The 15,880-nt window shown below is 66.3% G+C and carries 17 protein-coding genes; 10 read left to right on the top strand and 7 right to left on the bottom strand.

The window, feature by feature from the left end:
* The first annotated feature begins 200 nt into the window (after positions 1-200).
* A complete protein-coding gene (locus tag ON20_RS20255) occupies positions 201-1,679 on the top strand; it encodes a DHA2 family efflux MFS transporter permease subunit (RefSeq protein WP_040837626.1) in 1,479 nt (492 codons plus the stop codon).
* A 407-nt stretch (positions 1,680-2,086) separates the two neighbouring features.
* Here the strand turns inward: ON20_RS20255 and ON20_RS20250 are convergent, their stop codons facing one another.
* The 4 genes from ON20_RS20250 to ON20_RS20235 all read right to left on the bottom strand — a co-directional run bounded on the left by ON20_RS20250 (position 2,087) and on the right by ON20_RS20235 (position 7,375).
* On the bottom strand, positions 2,087-3,880 hold the full coding sequence (locus ON20_RS20250; protein ID WP_040837816.1) for an AMP-dependent synthetase/ligase: 1,794 nt from the start codon (positions 3,878-3,880) through the stop codon (positions 2,087-2,089).
* Between the two features lie 122 nt (positions 3,881-4,002).
* Complete coding sequence (locus ON20_RS20245) at positions 4,003-4,923, bottom strand: alpha/beta hydrolase (RefSeq protein WP_040837624.1); 921 nt, start codon at positions 4,921-4,923, stop codon at positions 4,003-4,005.
* A gap of 23 nt (positions 4,924-4,946) precedes the next feature.
* On the bottom strand, positions 4,947-5,831 hold the full coding sequence (locus ON20_RS20240; protein ID WP_083865082.1) for an SDR family NAD(P)-dependent oxidoreductase: 885 nt from the start codon (positions 5,829-5,831) through the stop codon (positions 4,947-4,949).
* On the bottom strand, positions 5,828-7,375 hold the full coding sequence (locus ON20_RS20235) for a flavin-containing monooxygenase (RefSeq protein ID WP_040837623.1): 1,548 nt from the start codon (positions 7,373-7,375) through the stop codon (positions 5,828-5,830). Before ON20_RS20235 ends, ON20_RS20240 begins: the two co-directional genes overlap by 4 nt.
* Positions 7,376-7,472: 97 nt before the next feature.
* Between ON20_RS20235 and ON20_RS20230 the strand changes: the two genes are divergently transcribed.
* On the top strand, positions 7,473-8,108 hold the full coding sequence (locus tag ON20_RS20230) for a TetR/AcrR family transcriptional regulator (protein WP_040837621.1): 636 nt from the start codon (positions 7,473-7,475) through the stop codon (positions 8,106-8,108).
* A gap of 51 nt (positions 8,109-8,159) precedes the next feature.
* On the opposite strand, the gene ON20_RS20225 is transcribed toward ON20_RS20230, so the two are convergent.
* On the bottom strand, positions 8,160-8,627 hold the full coding sequence (locus ON20_RS20225; protein WP_083865081.1) for a MarR family winged helix-turn-helix transcriptional regulator: 468 nt from the start codon (positions 8,625-8,627) through the stop codon (positions 8,160-8,162).
* Positions 8,628-8,706: 79 nt separating this feature from the next.
* Between ON20_RS20225 and ON20_RS34660 the strand changes: the two genes are divergently transcribed.
* The 6 genes from ON20_RS34660 to ON20_RS36575 all read left to right on the top strand — a co-directional run bounded on the left by ON20_RS34660 (position 8,707) and on the right by ON20_RS36575 (position 12,644).
* A complete protein-coding gene (locus tag ON20_RS34660) occupies positions 8,707-9,360 on the top strand; it encodes an SgcJ/EcaC family oxidoreductase (RefSeq protein WP_245547335.1) in 654 nt (217 codons plus the stop codon).
* A 5-nt stretch (positions 9,361-9,365) separates the two neighbouring features.
* On the top strand, positions 9,366-10,076 hold the full coding sequence (locus ON20_RS20215) for an SDR family NAD(P)-dependent oxidoreductase (protein WP_051162911.1): 711 nt from the start codon (positions 9,366-9,368) through the stop codon (positions 10,074-10,076).
* A gap of 11 nt (positions 10,077-10,087) precedes the next feature.
* Positions 10,088-10,525 carry an SgcJ/EcaC family oxidoreductase gene (locus ON20_RS20210; protein ID WP_040837617.1) on the top strand — a complete coding sequence of 146 codons (438 nt, stop codon included), beginning with the start codon at positions 10,088-10,090 and terminating at the stop codon, positions 10,523-10,525.
* Complete coding sequence (locus ON20_RS20205; protein ID WP_051162910.1) at positions 10,525-11,307, top strand: NAD(P)-dependent oxidoreductase; 783 nt, start codon at positions 10,525-10,527, stop codon at positions 11,305-11,307. Before ON20_RS20210 ends, ON20_RS20205 begins: the two co-directional genes overlap by 1 nt.
* 91 nt (positions 11,308-11,398) lie before the next feature.
* Entirely contained in the window at positions 11,399-12,058 is a 660-nt protein-coding gene (locus tag ON20_RS20200) for a CatB-related O-acetyltransferase (protein ID WP_040837615.1), read from the top strand.
* A gap of 127 nt (positions 12,059-12,185) precedes the next feature.
* Positions 12,186-12,644, top strand: coding sequence for a nucleotide disphospho-sugar-binding domain-containing protein (locus ON20_RS36575; protein WP_245547334.1), 459 nt, complete (start codon positions 12,186-12,188; stop codon positions 12,642-12,644).
* An 89-nt stretch (positions 12,645-12,733) separates the two neighbouring features.
* Here the strand turns inward: ON20_RS36575 and ON20_RS20190 are convergent, their stop codons facing one another.
* Positions 12,734-13,990 (bottom strand): cytochrome P450, encoded by a 1,257-nt coding sequence (locus ON20_RS20190; RefSeq protein WP_040837613.1) that lies wholly within the window; start codon positions 13,988-13,990, stop codon positions 12,734-12,736.
* Between the two features lie 601 nt (positions 13,991-14,591).
* On the bottom strand, positions 14,592-15,068 hold the full coding sequence (locus tag ON20_RS20185; protein WP_245547333.1) for a GNAT family N-acetyltransferase: 477 nt from the start codon (positions 15,066-15,068) through the stop codon (positions 14,592-14,594).
* Positions 15,069-15,184: 116 nt separating this feature from the next.
* Between ON20_RS20185 and ON20_RS20180 the strand changes: the two genes are divergently transcribed.
* Together ON20_RS20180 and ON20_RS20175 are read left to right on the top strand one after the other, a co-directional pair.
* On the top strand, positions 15,185-15,433 hold the full coding sequence (locus ON20_RS20180) for a type II toxin-antitoxin system Phd/YefM family antitoxin (protein WP_040837609.1): 249 nt from the start codon (positions 15,185-15,187) through the stop codon (positions 15,431-15,433).
* A complete protein-coding gene (locus tag ON20_RS20175; protein ID WP_040837607.1) occupies positions 15,433-15,849 on the top strand; it encodes a type II toxin-antitoxin system VapC family toxin in 417 nt (138 codons plus the stop codon). Before ON20_RS20180 ends, ON20_RS20175 begins: the two co-directional genes overlap by 1 nt.
* Positions 15,850-15,880: the final 31 nt, after the last annotated feature.

Genomic DNA, 15,880 nt, shown 5'->3' with positions numbered 1-15,880 from the left:
ACGAGGCGGGCAGGCCGCGCATGGGCTGTAACGTACCTTCGCTCGGCGAAATAACGGGCGGTATGTGACAGTTGGCATGGGTAGTGTCTGTTGCGGCAGCGTGGCCGGTAACCGGCAGGCGGATCTCGGGCGGTGATCCGACCCGCACCCGACGACCAGTGACGGCGCTCCCGGTGCCGATCGGATAGGTAGGAACGAATATGCCCACCCGTAACCCATGGCTCGCGTTATCGGCGCTGGTCGTCGGTTTCTTCATGATTCTGCTGGACATGACGATCGTGGCCGTCGCCAATCCGGCCATCATGCGAAGTCTGCACGCCGATATCCCGCAGGTCGTCTGGGTCACCAGCGCCTACCTGCTCGCCTATGCGGTGCCGCTGCTGATCACCGGCCGGCTCGGCGACCGCTTCGGGCCGAAGAACATCTACCTGCTCGGCCTGACCGTCTTCACCACCGCCTCGCTGTGGTGCGGGTTGTCCGGCACCATCGGCATGCTGATCACCGCGCGGGCCGTCCAGGGGCTCGGCGCCGCGCTCATGACCCCGCAGACCATGGCGGTGATCACCCGTACCTTCCCGCCGGACCGCCGCGGCGCGGCGATGGGTCTGTGGGGCGGGGTGGCCGGTCTGGCGACGCTGGTCGGCCCGCTGCTGGGTGGTTTCCTGGTGGACGGTCTGGGATGGGAGTGGATCTTCATCGTCAACGTCCCGGTCGGTATCGTCGCGTTCGCGCTGGCCTTCTGGCTGGTCCCGTCCCTGCCCACCCAGTCGCACAAGTTCGACATCCCCGGCGTGGTACTCAGCGCGCTGGGCATGTTCGGCCTGGTGTTCGGTATCCAGGAGGGCAACAGCTATGACTGGTCGGCCCGGATCTGGTTGCTGATCGGAGCGGGACTGCTGGTGCTCGCGGTGTTCGTGCTCTACCAGGCGCGCGGGGTCGGCGAGCCGCTGGTACCGCTGGGACTGTTCCGCGACCGTAATTTCGCCCTGTCGAATCTGGCCATCGCGTCCATGGCGGCGGCGACCACCGCCCTCATGGTGCCGACCTACTTCTATCTGCAGTCCGTGCGGGAAATGTCACCCACCGAATCCGCACTGGTTTTCGCTCCCATGGCAATCGTCACCGCGTTCAGCGCGCCGCTGGTCGGCAGGTTCGTGGGGCGGCGGCATCCCCGGATCATCCCCACCGTCGGCTTCACCTTGTTCGCACTGTCGGTGATGTGGTTCGCGCTGTTGATGAGCGATTCGCACTCCTCGATCGCGGCATTCCTGGCCGCTTCGGTGGTGGCCGGGTTGGCGAACGCCTGTATCTGGGGCCCGCTGGCGACCACCGCCACGCATAACCTGCCGGTCCGACAGGCGGGCGCGGGTGCCGGTGTCTACAACACCACCCGGCAGGTGGGGTCGGTATTGGGCAGTGCCGCCATCAGCGCGCTGGTCGCCGGCCGGATGAGCGCCAACGGCCTCGGCGAGGTGCCGGCGGGCGAGGGGATGGGCACCGGCCCGATTCCGGAACCGGTGCAGCAGGCGTTCAGCTCGGCGCTCGCTGATTCCACCTATCTGCCCGCCCTGATCCTGGTGATAGGCGCGGTCACCTCGGCCCTGTTCATCCGGCATACCACCGCTCGTCCGGCCCCGTCCGTGGAGTTGGGGAAAGAGGAGTCGCTCACGGTCTCGTAGGGGTCGGATCGGGTGACACGCGGTTCGGCGGGTCTCGGCCTCCTCTATGAGGATCTGTTTATCGGCTACGGAACGAGGCGATGTCGTGAATCCAATCGCCGAGGCCACCCCCGATACCGGATGCCGAGCGCATGCGAGCCTGTGGATCAACGATCTGGCCTGGTATGCCAGGGCTATTGGCAACCGACGAGTTGGTCTCCCGTGACAAAGGGTTTCGCCCGAGCGCATTCGAGCAGTACATGCAGACTTTGGCTCGGTAAAGCCTCGAGATTCGGCAGGGTCCCACCTCCCCGGGTTCGTCGATGGCCGCTTGCCTTGGTTCGAGTTCGGATTTTCGTCTCGGAACGATATGGGCGCCGATGGCGGATCGTCGCCACCGACGCCCGTCGGTATCGGAGGACAGTGGATCAGCTGTAGATTTTTTCGACCTCGTCGCCGTACTTCTTCATGACGACCGCCCGCTTGAGTGACATCTTGGGGGTGAGTTCGCCGGTCTCCTGGGTCCAGTCGACGGTGAGGATACGGACCTTCTTGATCTGCTCGGCGCGCGAGACGCTCCTGTTGGCCTCCGCGACCGCGGCATCGATCTGGGCGACGAGTTCGGGGTGCTCCAGCAGCTGTTCCATCGGAAGGTCGGCGGCCACCTCATGGCGTTCCTTCCAACCCGGCAGCGCCTCCGGGTCGAGGGTGATCAGCGCGGCGATGAACGGCTTCCCGTCGCCTACCACCATGACCTGGCCGATCAGGGGGTGCGCCCGCAGTGGATCCTCCAGCAGGGTCGGCGAGACGTTCTTACCGCCCGCGGTGACCAGGATTTCCTTCTTCCGGCCGGTGATGGTGATGAACCCGTCGGCGTCGAGGGTGGCCAGGTCGCCGGTCTTGAACCAGCCGTCCTCGAACGCGTCCTCCGTGGCGTCGGCATTGCCCCAGTAACCGTCGAACACCACCGAGCCGCGCAGCAGCAGTTCGCCGTCTTCGGCGATCTTGACGGCATGCCCTTCGATCGGCCGGCCGACGGTGCCCACGCGAATGTGCTCGGGGGTGTTCACCGAGACGGCCGCGGTGGTCTCGGTGAGGCCGTAGCCCTCGTAGATGGTTACGCCGACACCGCGGAAGAAGTGACCCAGGTGCGCGCCCAGTGGGCCGCCACCGGACACCGCGGCCTCGCAGTTGCCGCCGAGCGCGGCGCGCAGTTTGCCGTAGACCAGTTTGTCGAACAGCGCGTGCTTGGTCTTCAGGATCAGACCCGGCCCGCCGGTTTCGAGGGCCTCGCTGTAGGCGATCGCGGTATCGGCGGCCGCGTCGAAGATTTTGCCCCTACCCTCGTCTTGCGCTTTCTGCCTGGCGCCGTTGTATACCTTCTCGAACACCCGCGGCACCGAGAGCACGAAGTTGGGCCTGTGGTGAGCGAACTGTTCCACCAGGGTGGACCAGTCCGAGGTGTGCGCGACGGTGACCTCGGCGTCGAAGGCGGCCAGGGCGACGGCGCGGGCGAAGACGTGCGCCATCGGCAGGAACATCAGCGTCTTCTTGCCCGGCGCCACGTACCGGCCCAGCGCGATCCGGTCGGAACGCGATTCGGCGTAGAGGTTGGCATGGGTGAGCATGACACCCTTGGGCCGCCCGGTGGTTCCGGAGGTGTAGATCAGGGTGGCCGGGGAGGCGGCGTTGACCTGCTTGCGCCGGTTGTGCACCTGCTCGTCGTCCAGATCCTTACCTCGCGCGATGAGGTCGTCGACCGCGCCCTGATCGATCTGCAGCCGCTCCCGCAGGTCGGGCAGGTCGCCGGGGGTGATCTCGTCGATCACCTTCCGGTGTTTGTCGTTGTCGAGGATCAGCAGTTTGGTCCCGGAGTCCTGCAGAATCCACTTGGCCTGTTCGGCGGCCGAACTGTCGTAGATGGCGACGGTGCAGCCGCCGGCGGCCCAGATCGCGAAGTCGAGGACGGCCCACTCGTAGCGGGTCGGAGCCATGATGGCCACGCGGTCGCCCAGTTCGATTCCGGAGGCGATGAAACCCTTGGCGACATCGGTGACAGTGCGAGCGAACTCCGTTGCCGTCACATCCCGCCAGGTGCCGCTGCCGGTGGGCACATTGAACAGCACCGCGTTCGGTGATTCCTGGGCGTGGCGGAAGACGCTGTCGGAATTGTTGGCGTCATCCGGGATGGTGTAGGAAGCCGGAGCTTCGAACTCTCGCATCATGGCCCTTCCACGTAGTCAACTCGTCGGTAATGTACGCCACCGCGTGCGGCCGATGGGCCCGACCCCGTCGACAAAAAGCCCGGTCGACGCGGTAGCCGGCGGAAACAGACCCGATCAACTCATCCTATGTCGCGCAGCGGCGCGGGACGCAGACCTTCTCGGAGAAATTCGGCCAATTCGGACAATGCCGCGGCGGCGGGCCGGACCAGGGCGGCCTGGAGCTGGGCCACATGCCACAGCCCGTGGGTCTCGGTGAACCGGACACTCACCCCGGCCGCCCGCAGCGCCCCGGCGAGTTCGACGCACTGCGAGTGCAGCAGTTCGCCGGTGTCGACCTGGATACAGGTCGGCGGCAGGCCGGGGAGGATGCCGCGCAGCGGCGCGTAGCCGGGATCGGTGCAGTCGCCGTCGCCCAGGTAGGCGGCGGCGCAGGCGCGCGACCACAGTGTGCCGACCACCAGATCCCGCTCCCGCTCCGGGACGTGGTTCGGATCGACCCACGGGGCGATCAGTCCGAGGGCCGCCGGGGTGTGACCGTGGCGGGCGATCAGGCGCTGAGCGGTGGCCAGTGCCAGTCCGCCGCCGGCCGAATCGCCCGCGATGGCGATGCGCTCGGGGTGGTAGTCGTGCCGCTCGACCAGTTCCAGGAACGCGGCCTCGGCATCCTCGAGGGCCGCAGGGAAGGGGTGCTCGGGGGCCGGCCGGTAGTCGAGCGTGTAGACCGGGCTGCCGGTATCCCGAGCCAGGCGGGCGGCCAGCGAACGGTGGGTGGCCAGGGAGCCGACCGCGTATCCACCGCCGTGGAGGTAGAGCACGGCGGCGGGGTGGTCGTCCGCGGCGGGGGAGCCGAGACGTTCGGCGGGCCGACCGGCCAGCCGCATCCGCCGCACCGTGGTGCCGGGTGGAACCGGCTGCAGCCGGGAGCCGATATCGATCAGGGTCCGCTGCAGCGGAAACGGCATGCGGTTGTGGAGGGCCACCCGGTACAGCGGGCCGAGTACGGCGCGCACAACGGGCAGCGGTATGGCGATGTCGTGCATGGAATCTTCCGGTCCGGGCCCGATCAGGGCAGAAAGCGCCGCTCGACGTTGGCCGCGATGCGCTGGTAACCCGACGCCGCGACCCGCACGAACAGGTCGAGTAGTTTGGCCTCCCAGCCGATCAGTATTCGCCCGCGGCCCTTGCGGACCCCGTCGACAATGGTCTGCGCGGCCATCTCCGGACTGTGCATGGCCAGGTACCTGTCGAACATCGCGCCGGCGTTCTTCGCGTCGATGCCCTCGACGTAAGTGGCGTTGCGCGCGACCGCGGTCTTGATACCGCCGGGGTGTACACAGGTGACCCGCACGGGATGGCGGGCGACGATCATTTCCTGGCGCAGCGCCTCGGTGAAACCGCGGACCGCGAATTTGGCCGAGTTGTAGGCGCTCTGCCCGGGCACGGCGATCAGCCCGAACAGGCTGGATACGTTCACCACGTGCCCGTCACCGGATTCGATCAGATACGGCAGGAACGCCTTGGTGCCGTTGACGACACCCCAGAAGTCGACGTCCATGATCCGTTCGATGTCCTTGAAATCGGTTTTGACGACTTCACCGTGATGGGCGATACCGGCGTTGTTGTAGACCTGGTGCACCACACCGAAATGCTCTTTCACCGCCTCGGCGTAGAGCAGGACCGATTCCCGTTCCGCCACGTCGAGCCGATCCGATTTCACCTGCGCGCCCAGCCGCTCGCAGCGTTGTACGGTTTCGGCCAGGCCGTCGGTATCAATATCGGACAGCGCAAGTTCGGCGCCGCGCCGGGCCAGGTTCTCCGCGAGCGCGCGACCGATACCGGAACCTGCTCCGGTGATCACGCAGACCTTGCCGCGGAAGTAGCCTTCGTCGCGCCCACCCGTCTCCCGGCCGCGACCCCTCACGGAATCGCTGCGCGATGCTGTGCTCATTGTGCAGTCACCACTTTCAGATCGGACCGGGCGGAGGCGTCGTCCTCGGCCGTGGTCATAGAGTAGGCATCGATATCGAATTTCTTTGTCAGCCTACGGAATTCGAAGGTGAAATCCGGCCAGAGCGTGGTGTTGTTACCGTGCTTGTCCAGATACCAGCTGGCGCAACCACCGGTGTTCCAGACGGTTTTGCCGAGTTTTCGCTGCAGTTCGGCGTTGAAGGCGTCCTGCACGTCGCGGCGCACCTCGAGGGTGCGCAGCCCCTTGCGTTCGAAGGTGGCCAGCGCGTCGGCGATGTAGTTGATCTGCGATTCGATCATGTACACCATCGAGGTGTGCCCGAGGCCGACGTTCGGTCCGAGCAGGAAGAACATATTCGGGAAGTTGGCGATGGCCGATCCCTTGTAACCCTGCTGGCCGATCTCGTCGAACACCTCCGACAGGCTGCGGCCGTCGCGGCCGTAGACGGTCTCGTAGGTGGGGGAGTCGGTGACGTGGAAACCGGTGGCAACGATGATGGCGTCCACCTCGCGGACGGTGCCGTCCTCGGTGACGATGGAGTTCTCCCGGATCTCGGCGATACCGTCGGTGACCACGTCGACATTGTCTCGGTCGAGCGCGGGGTAGTAGTCGTTGGAGATCAGCATGCGCTTGCAGCCGATCCGGAAGTTCGGGGTGACCTTCTCCCGCAGTTCGGGGTCGCTGATCTCCGAGCGCAGCTTGGCCTTGGCCAGGGCTTCGAAACCGCGCATCAGCGGCGGGAACTTGGCCAGGCCGACGACCTGGGTCTCGCGGGCCGCGTAGATGGCGGCGCGTGACAGCCGCTGCACACCGGGCACGTACTTGAACGCCAGCCGTTCGGGCAGGGTGTAGGGACGGTCCAGGCGGGGGAGCAGCCAGGGCGCGGTGCGCTGGTAGACGTCGAGGTGGCCGACCTGCCCGGCGATGGCGGGCACGATCTGGATGGCCGAGGCGCCGGTGCCGATCACCGCCACCCGTTTGCCGGTCAGGTTCGAGTCGTGGTTCCAGCGGGCGGAGTGGAAGATCTCGCCGGTGAAGTCGTTGATGCCCTTGATATCGGGCAGGTTGGGTTCGCAGAGCGCGCCCACCGCGGAGATCACCGTATCGGCGGTGAAGCGGCCTTGACCGGAGTCGATCTCCCAGCGCGCGTTCTGGGCGTTCCAGCGTGCGGAGGTGACGTCGCAGTCGAAGAGGTGGTTGTCCAGAACGTCGTAGCGGCGGGCCACGTCGCGGATATAGGACTGGATCTCGGTCTGGCGGGAGAACGAGCGCGACCAGTTCGGATTGAGGGCGAACGAGTACGAGTACAGATGCGACGGGACGTCGCAGGCCGCGCCCGGGTAGGTGTTGTCGCGCCAGGTGCCGCCGACATCGCTGCCGCGCTCCAACACGAGGAAATCGCGCTGCCCCTGCTGGGCCAGCCGGATGGCCATGCCGAGGCCGGAGAATCCGCTGCCGATGATGATGGTCCGCAGGTGGCGGGTGTGGTCGGCGACAGCTTTGTCTGTAACCTTGCGACTCATATACTCAGCCTAAGTTGCTATTGAGTGGGAGTCAATAGTATTGACCACTGCTCAATAGGGGTCAAGGATATTGACTCGCGTTCAGTAATATGACGATGTGACTACGACGAGGCCGGAGGAAACCGCGAAGCGAATCCGCCTGAGTCCCGAGGAACGCCGGGCTCAGCTGATCGGCCTCGGCATCGAAATGCTGGGCGAACGCGCCATCGAGGACATCTCGATCAGCGAGATAGCGGCGCAGGCCGGGATCTCCCGCGGCCTGCTGTTCCACTACTTCCCGACCAAACAGGACTACCAGTTCGCTGTGCTGCAACAGGCCGCCACCGGCCTGCTCGAACGAATCGCCCCCGACCCCGAGCTGAGCGCGTTCGACATGCTGCGCGATTCGGTCGGCCGCTATGTGAACTACGCCGACGAGAACCGCACCACCTACCTCGCTCTGCTGCGCGGTCCGTCCGGCATGAACCCCGAACTATCGGGCATGATCGACGAAACCCGCAACGCCATCGTCCGTCTCGTCCTCGATGTGGCACCCCTGGCCGACGGGGACAAGGCCGACCCCCGGCTCGCGCTCGCGGTACGCGGCTGGATCGCCTTCACCGAGGAAATCACCCTGTCCTGGCTGCGTGAGGAAAGTATCGCCCGCGCCGAACTGATCGACCTGCTCGTCGAGTCCCTGCCGGCACTGACGATTTCGATCAACCCGGCTCTCGCCGCCGCCTTGCGCTACTGAGCCCACTTCGACCGCGTCGGGCCTGCGGTTGCCGCCCGTGGCCGTTGGGCACTACTCGCCGGCGGTGGTCTGTCCGACGATCTCGTCGGTGGCCTGCCGGTAGGCGTCGGCGGCGCGGGTGAAGTAGTCGAAGAGGAGTGCACGCTGTTCGGGCGTGTAGCTCTCGATGATGGCGCCGATCTCGCGACGGGCGGAGGACGGCACTCGATCGAGGTCGGCAGGTCGGTCGACAGGTTCGACCATGACCTTGCGGCGGTCGCCCGGGGCGGCGGCGCGGCGCACGTAGCCGGCCTGTTCGAGACGGTCGATGAGACGGGTGGTGGGACCCGTGGTGAGACCGGTGCGGGCACCGAGTTCACCGGGGGTCATGGCCCCGCTCAGCTCCAGGATGTTCAGCGCGTACAGGTCCGTCGCCCCGAGTCCGACCGCCTTCGCTCCGGCCTGCGCGTGCAGAACCACCGAACTCAGGTACCGGCGAAAGACCAGGCCGGGATCGTCGTCTCGCGGACGTGTTGACAAGGCGAAGCCCTCTCTCCTAATCTCTTCCTAGACGAAGAGAAATCTTTTAGGAAGTTAAATCTTCCAAGAAGAGAATAGCATGGGAAGGGCTACCGTCATGACGTCGGCCATTGCCGAGACCGAACCGACCACGCCACGCAAGCCGCGACGCCGCACCGTGCTGCGCGCCCTCGGGGCCGCCACACTGACACTCGGCGTCGTCGCCGGCGGATACGTGTGGCTGGATCGGACCTCCGATATCCGCAGTACCGGTGTCGCCGAGTGCACACACGTCACCCCCGATGGTGGCAGCGCCGACGACCTGCGGGCGGTATGCGCGACCATCGCGACGATGACCGCCGCCTGGGACCGCAACGACGCCGACGCGTTCGGCGCGACCTTCACCGAGAACGCCACCTACACCACCTTTCTGGGCACCCACTACGCGGGTCGCCGCGATCTGACCGAGGCGCACCGTGCCCTGTTCTCGGGATTCCTCGAAGACACCAAGCTCGCCGACTCCTTTCTCGGCGTGCGGTTCCACGGCGACGACGTCGCGATCGTCACCACCCGCGGCGACCGCTACGAAGATGACCGCCCGGCGGCGCTGTCCAAGACGCAGACCTACACCCTGGTGCGGGAAACCGACGGGCAGTGGCGGATCGCGAGCTTCCACAACACCAAGCGGCAACCGATCATGGAGCGCATCTCGTTCCTGTTCGACCCGGCGACGGAGCCGGAGGCCGAACGGTGAGAGCGATGGTGACCGGCGCCAGTGCCGGAATCGGACGCGCCTTCGCGGTATCGCTTGCGGCGCAGGGCTATTCGGTAACCGCCGTGGCACGTGGAACCGAGGGGCTCGAGACGTTGATCGCCGACCTCGGTGACGGACATGACCACCTCACCGCCGACCTCGGCTCCGAAGAAGGGCTGCATGCGGTAGCGGAACGGCTCCGGGGCGGCGGTTACACGCTGCTGATCAACAATGCCGGGACCGCCGTGCACGGTGATTTCGCCGCCGTCCCGCTCGAACCGTCGCTCACCACACTGGATGTGAACTGTCGTGCGGTGGTCGTCCTGGCCCACGCCTTCCTCGGCACGGCCACACCCGGCAGTGCCCTGGTGAACGTGTCCTCGACGCTCGGGCACACCCCGAAACCCGGCCTCGCCGTCTACAGCGCCACCAAGGCCTTCGTCACCGCATTCTCCGAAACGCTGTGGTACGAGCAGCGAGCGCGCGGCGTTCGGGTGTCGGCCCTGTGCCCGGGCGTCACCGCCACGGCCTCGCAGGCCGCCACCGACGTGCCGTCCTGGTTGGTCCAGACATCCGAGCAGGTGGTGGATCGCGCGTGGAGAGCACTATCCGACGAGGGCGGTCCCGTCGTATTCACCGGCCCGCTCAACCGGGCATTCACCGCCGCATTGCGGCTGCTACCCCGTCGGGCCGCTCTGGCCCTGTCGGCCGATTGAAGGAGACCGAAATGACCACCGATACCATCGCTGTCCGCGCCCTCATCGAACGCAGCCGAGAGGCGTGGAATCGCGGCGACGGCGCCGCCTACGGCGCCTGCTTCACCGACGATGCCACCGACGTCACCTATGTCGGCACCGTCTACCACGGCGGTTCGGAGATCGGCCGAGCCCATCAGGCCTTGTTCGACAGCTTCCTGAAGGGCACGCGTCTGACGGTCGAGATCCTCGAGATCCGCTACTACGGAGCGGACACCGCCATCGTTGTGACACGCGGTGAATCCTCGAAGCGACGGCCCGGAAAGCTGGGCAAACTGGCCACCTACACCGTCGTCCGCGACACCGACGGACAGTGGCGTATCGCGGCCGTGCAGAAGACCCGGCGCAAGCCGCTCATGGAGGCCGTGACCTTCATGTCCCGGCCCGCCACTCGGCCCGCCACACACTGATGGCCGCCATCGCGGTCCTCGGCGCCACCGGCCGCACCGGGCGGGTGGTGGTCGACCGGGCCCTGGCCCGAGGACATCACGTCACCGCGATCGTCCGCCCGACCACGGCCGCGGCTCCCGTGCGCGGAGCGACCGTGGTCACAGTCGATCCGTGCGCGCCGGGAGGATTGACCGGACTGCTCGACGACCACGACGTGGTGATCTCGGCGCTCGGCGCGACCGGGCGCGGCCCCACCACCGTCTACTCCGACGCCACCGCCGAGATCATCGCCGCCATGCACCCGGCCGGACGACTTCTGGTGGTCTCCTCGGCGGGGCTGGGCGTTCCGGCGGATGCGAGACCGAGTACCAGGCTCCTCGCCGCCGTTCTGCGCGGAGCCATGCGACACACCTACTCCGATATGGCCCACATGGAACGCCTGCTCACGCGGAGTGAACTGCGTTGGACAGCCGTCCGCCCCACCGGGCTGACCGATGCGCCCGCCGGCGGCAGACCACGTATCTCTCACCGGCCGCGAGCGCGAAGGTCGGTCCGCGTACCTCACGAACCGATCTCGCCGACTATCTCCTCGACGCCATCGACGACCCGCGCACCCATCGGTCCGTGGTCGCCATCTCGTCCTGACCACGACCTGCCTGCGCCGTGGCGCATCGTGCCGATTCGGCGGTGGTTGTCCGACAGTTCGGTTGTCGGCCGCCGAGTCGTGGCCGAGCCGCAGGTGCATCGTACCGGGGCGCGATCGACGGCTCCTCGGTCAAAGAATACTGGATCTCCCGGTTGAGCGCCGCCAGATCACCGCGCAGGGAGCCGGTATCGCCGGGGTGCCAGTTCTGGTCGAATCCCTATCACCCATTTACCGAAGGAGCCCCTCCATGCCCGATCGTCCCGCACTCGTTCCCGCGGACCCCACCATGCTCCACCCCATGCCCGACCAGCCGCGGGTGGTGCTGCTGAAACCCCTGATCACTTCGCCGCTCATCGAGGTCGGGGAGTTCACCTACTACGACGACCCGGACGATGCGACCGCGTTCGAAACCCGCAACGTGCTGTACCACTACGGACCGGAAAAGCTGATCATCGGGAAGTTCTGCGCGCTGGGCACGGGAGTGCGCTTCATCATGAACGGCGCCAACCACCGCATGGACGGCCCCTCGACCTTCCCGTTCCCCACCATGGGCGGCTCATGGTCGGAGCACTTCGATCTACTCACCGGTCTGCCCAACCGAGGCGACACCATTGTCGGCAACGACGTCTGGTTCGGCCACGGTGCGACGGTGCTGCCCGGCGTACGGATCGGTCACGGCGCGATCATCGGCACCGGAGCCATGGTCACCGGCAACGTACCCGACTACGGCATCGTCGGCGGTAACCCGGCCCGCCTCATCCGCGCCCGCTACAACGACCGGGACATCGCCCGACTGCTGGCGGTGGCCTGGTGGAACTGGCCGCTGGAGCACATCACCGAGCACGTGCGGACGATCATGTCGGGCAGCATCGCCGACCTCGAAGCCGCCGCCCCGCCCACCGTGTGATGCGCACGGGCAGTTCCCGCCGCGAAGAGCCCTGTGCCCCTTCGCCGTAGACCTGAAACGAGTGATCCGCCATATCCCCTCACCCCGCCGGGCGCCGCCGCGTACCGGGCGAAGTTCGCCCGGTGGCTTGCCGACTGCGGAGCGTCCACCCCCGACGTGGACGCCTTCTCCGGTCTTCCTGCGCGGGCTCTGGCGCTTGATCCCGCGGGCGATCCTGGAACAGGCGGACGCCTTCGTCACCCACGCCGGAATGGGTGGTTGCGGCGAAGGACTGTTGGCCGGTGTGCCGGTGATCGCCGTGCCCCAGGCCACCGAACGGTTCATCAACGCCGACCGGCTCGTCGAACTGGGTATGGCCCGCCGCATCGACACCCGGGACGCCGCCCGGGACTCTACGGGCGGCCTTGAACGACCCCGTCGGCGACGCCGAGGTCGCCCGCCGGTCGGCGCGGTTGCGCGCCGACGCACGACCCGAAGGTGGCACCATGCGAGCCGCCGACCTTATCGGGGACAGTTGGGCCGAGTGCTATCCACCGCAGAGGGGGCGGTCACGGCTTTCGCCTCCGCCGCACTCGCCGATCCCTGAGGACTACGCCGCCTGCCGTGCGAGAACCTCTACCTCGATGGGTAGCGGCGTATGGCCGGAACCGCCCACCACATCGGAACCGACCTCGTTCACCAGGACAGCCGGAGTGTCTGCAAACCTCGGAAGTAGAACGCGGGGGAGTAGTCCACCCGGTATTCGGAGGCGAGGGCGGCCTGGGGCAGCCGGCCGGTGAGGACCGTCAGTGCCTCGATGGCCTCGCGGTGAGCCAGGGTGCGGCCCAGACAGCGGTGGATTCCTTGGCCGAATGCCATGTGCCGACGGATGTTGTCGCGACCGGGGCGGAACCGACCGGGTTCGTCGAAGACCTCGGCGTCCCGGTTGGCGGCGCCGAACAGCAACAGCACCTGTTCACCCGCACGCACGGTGATATCGCCGATCCGCACATCACGGGTCGCCACCCTGGTGAGTCCTCGATGGGGTGCCTCCGTGCGCAGTGTTTCCTCCCACATCGCCGGTATGACACCGGGATCGCTGCTCGCCTCATGCCAATGGCGGCCGCCGTCAGTGGTCAGCATCAGATAGACGGTGCTGTCGATGCCGTCCGTCGTGGTGTGGATGCCCCCCGCGTACAGACCTCGGATGAACATCTTCATATCCGGCAGCGCCCGCTGTTCGGGGATGTCCTCGTCGGCGTAGACACGCACCAGATCGGACACGATGTCCTCGCGTGGGTCGGCACGGCGGTCGGCGATGAGCTGTTCGAGGTACCGCTCGTATTCGACGTATTGATGGGCCAGCGTGATCTGCCGGTCGTGGGGGGTCAAGGGGCTCATCAGGCCCAGGAAGGCATCGTTCCAGGTTTCCACCTGGTCCATATCGGGTTCAGGGATGCCCACCAACCGACTGAGCACGCGCTTGACATACGGCAGTGTGAACCGGGCGACCAGTTCCACCGAGCCGTCTTCGACGAAGCCATCGACCAGGGAGTTGGCGAGTTCTCGAAGGTAGGGAACCTGTTGTTGGATGCGCGGGCCGTCCATCACAGCGTGGCCGATCCGTCGCATGGCCTGGTGTTCGGGCGGATCGGTCTGCAGCATGTGCTGTCCGGGCGGACCGGCCTGCGCGATGATGCCCAGCACGTCCGGGGGGAGCACCTTGTCCAGGGGCGGAGCCGCGGCGGCGTTGGAGAAGGTGTCGGTATCGTTCACCACGCGTTCGATATCGCTGTAGCGTGTGAGTAGCCAAGCCCCGATGGCCTCGTTCCATACCACTGGCTCATGGCGTTGGGACCAGGCGTAATAACGGAACGGGTCTTCCCGGTGCGGGGATCTGGTCGGATCGTAGTCGGTGTCTATGATCGCGTCGGTAATGGAGCTGTCGGTCACGAGATACTTTCTGCTCGCTCGGATCGGGCGGAACGCCCAGCGCGACTATATGGCCTATTACCCGTCCGTACTCCTCAATCATGGTGAACGCTATGCGTTTGGAGCTATCGCACACAGCGCGCTGCCATGTGCGGTGATTTCTCGGCGCCGGATTTCACCCGTATGGCTCCCCTACTCCGGGATGCTCCTCGGAGTAGGCAGGCCCGTTGCGCGACGAAGGCCTAGCCCCACCGATGTGCCTGCGTATCCTCGACCGACTCCGGCAGGACCGATAGGGAATCGGCGAGCGAAACGGTGTGGACAACCGAGGTGGAGGGCGTGGTCGTGTCGGGGTTCTCCGGGAGCGCGATCTCTGGCGGTGCCGGCAGCCTATCGGGTCTCCCCGCTGCCGACCGAGCGAGACATCCGGGTGAGCATCGTCTTGCGCGGTGTGCGCATGGACTACCGGGCCTGCCGCACCGCCGCCTGAACTTCGTCCGGGAGTGGCGCCGAGAATACGGTTCGGATGAGGTATCCATATCCGCGGACGGTGTAGCGGGATTGCGCCGCCTGCCGTGCGAAAGCCTCTACTTCGAAAGATAACGCCGCCGTAGGGTACGGCTCACCGATGCCTACCTGTCGCGGACAGGCGCAAGGTGATCAGCGCGGCGGCGGTTTCCTCCTCGAGGCGCCGGCCGATTTCCTCGAAACCGAGGTGCGCGTAGAAACCGCGGGCCGCCGAATTGCGTTCGTATACCTCCAGGGTGACGGTGCCGTGCAGGTTCAGCGCGTGGTCGACCAGCGCTCGGCCGATGCCGATGCCTTGAACCTCCGGGTCGACGAACAATCCGCCGATTTCCGAGCCCAGCATGCCGAGCAGGCCCACCACGCCGTGCGCGCGGGTTTCGGCGACCCAATTGTCGGCCTGGACGAGGTACACCTCGCGGATCTTGCGTTCGCGTTCGCCGGTGCCCTCGCCGGGGATGAAGGGGTGGGCGATCCTCGATGCCCGCCCCCACAGGTCGACCACCACTTCCTCGTCGTCGTGTCGGTAAGGGCGGATGGTCGGCAGGTCCGGTGTCATGGGCTGAGCGATCACCAGAGGACTGTAGGCACTCGCCGGTGCCGGAAGAAACCGATTTGCGGCGCCGGCCGGGCGCCGACTTGCCGATTGTGATACTGCCCAGACTGTCTAGACGGATAGGTGGATGGAAAATGAGCTGGCAGGTTCAGGAAGCGAAACAGCGCTTCAGTAAGTTGCTCGGAAGCGCTACTACCGAAGGACCGCAGGTGGTCACCCGCCACGGTGAGGAGATCGCCGTGGCGGTGGACATCGCTGAATACCGTCGGCTCAATGGCGAGGTTCTCGACTTCAAGGACTTTCTTCGTACCGGACCGGAACCGGACGACGTCGACATCACCCGTGACAAGGCACTGCCGCGCGAGATCGACTGGGAAGTCTGATGGCGTTCCTTCTCGATACCAATGTGGTATCCGAACTGCGTACACGGAACGCGGACAAGAATGTGCTCACTTGGTACGAAGGAGTCCAGTCGAACCAGCTCTACCTCGGCGTTGTCACCCTCGGTGAAATCCGGCTCGGTATCGAGCGGCTTCGGCGGCGGGACGGTGTCCAGGCGGAGCTTCTGGAGAAATGGCTGGGAAGGCTGCGCGTCACATACCGGGATCGCATCCAATCACTCGACGACGAGGTGGCCGAAGAGTGGGGTCGTCTCAATATTCCCGATGCGCTGCCGATACTCGATGGCCTACTGGCGGCGACCGCATCCGTGCGCGGCTGGACGCTGGTGACGCGAAATGTCCGGGACATCGAGCGCTGCGGCGTAGCGACGCTCAACCCGTTCGAGTACACAGGCTGACCGAAATCGAACATTTCGGTGCGGGCCGGCC

It is taken from the genome of Nocardia brevicatena NBRC 12119, assembly GCF_000308495.1.
Taxonomy (GTDB): domain Bacteria; phylum Actinomycetota; class Actinomycetes; order Mycobacteriales; family Mycobacteriaceae; genus Nocardia; species Nocardia brevicatena.
The sequence above is the reverse complement of the archived record's forward strand: the minus strand, read 5'-3'. Positions and strand labels throughout refer to the sequence as shown.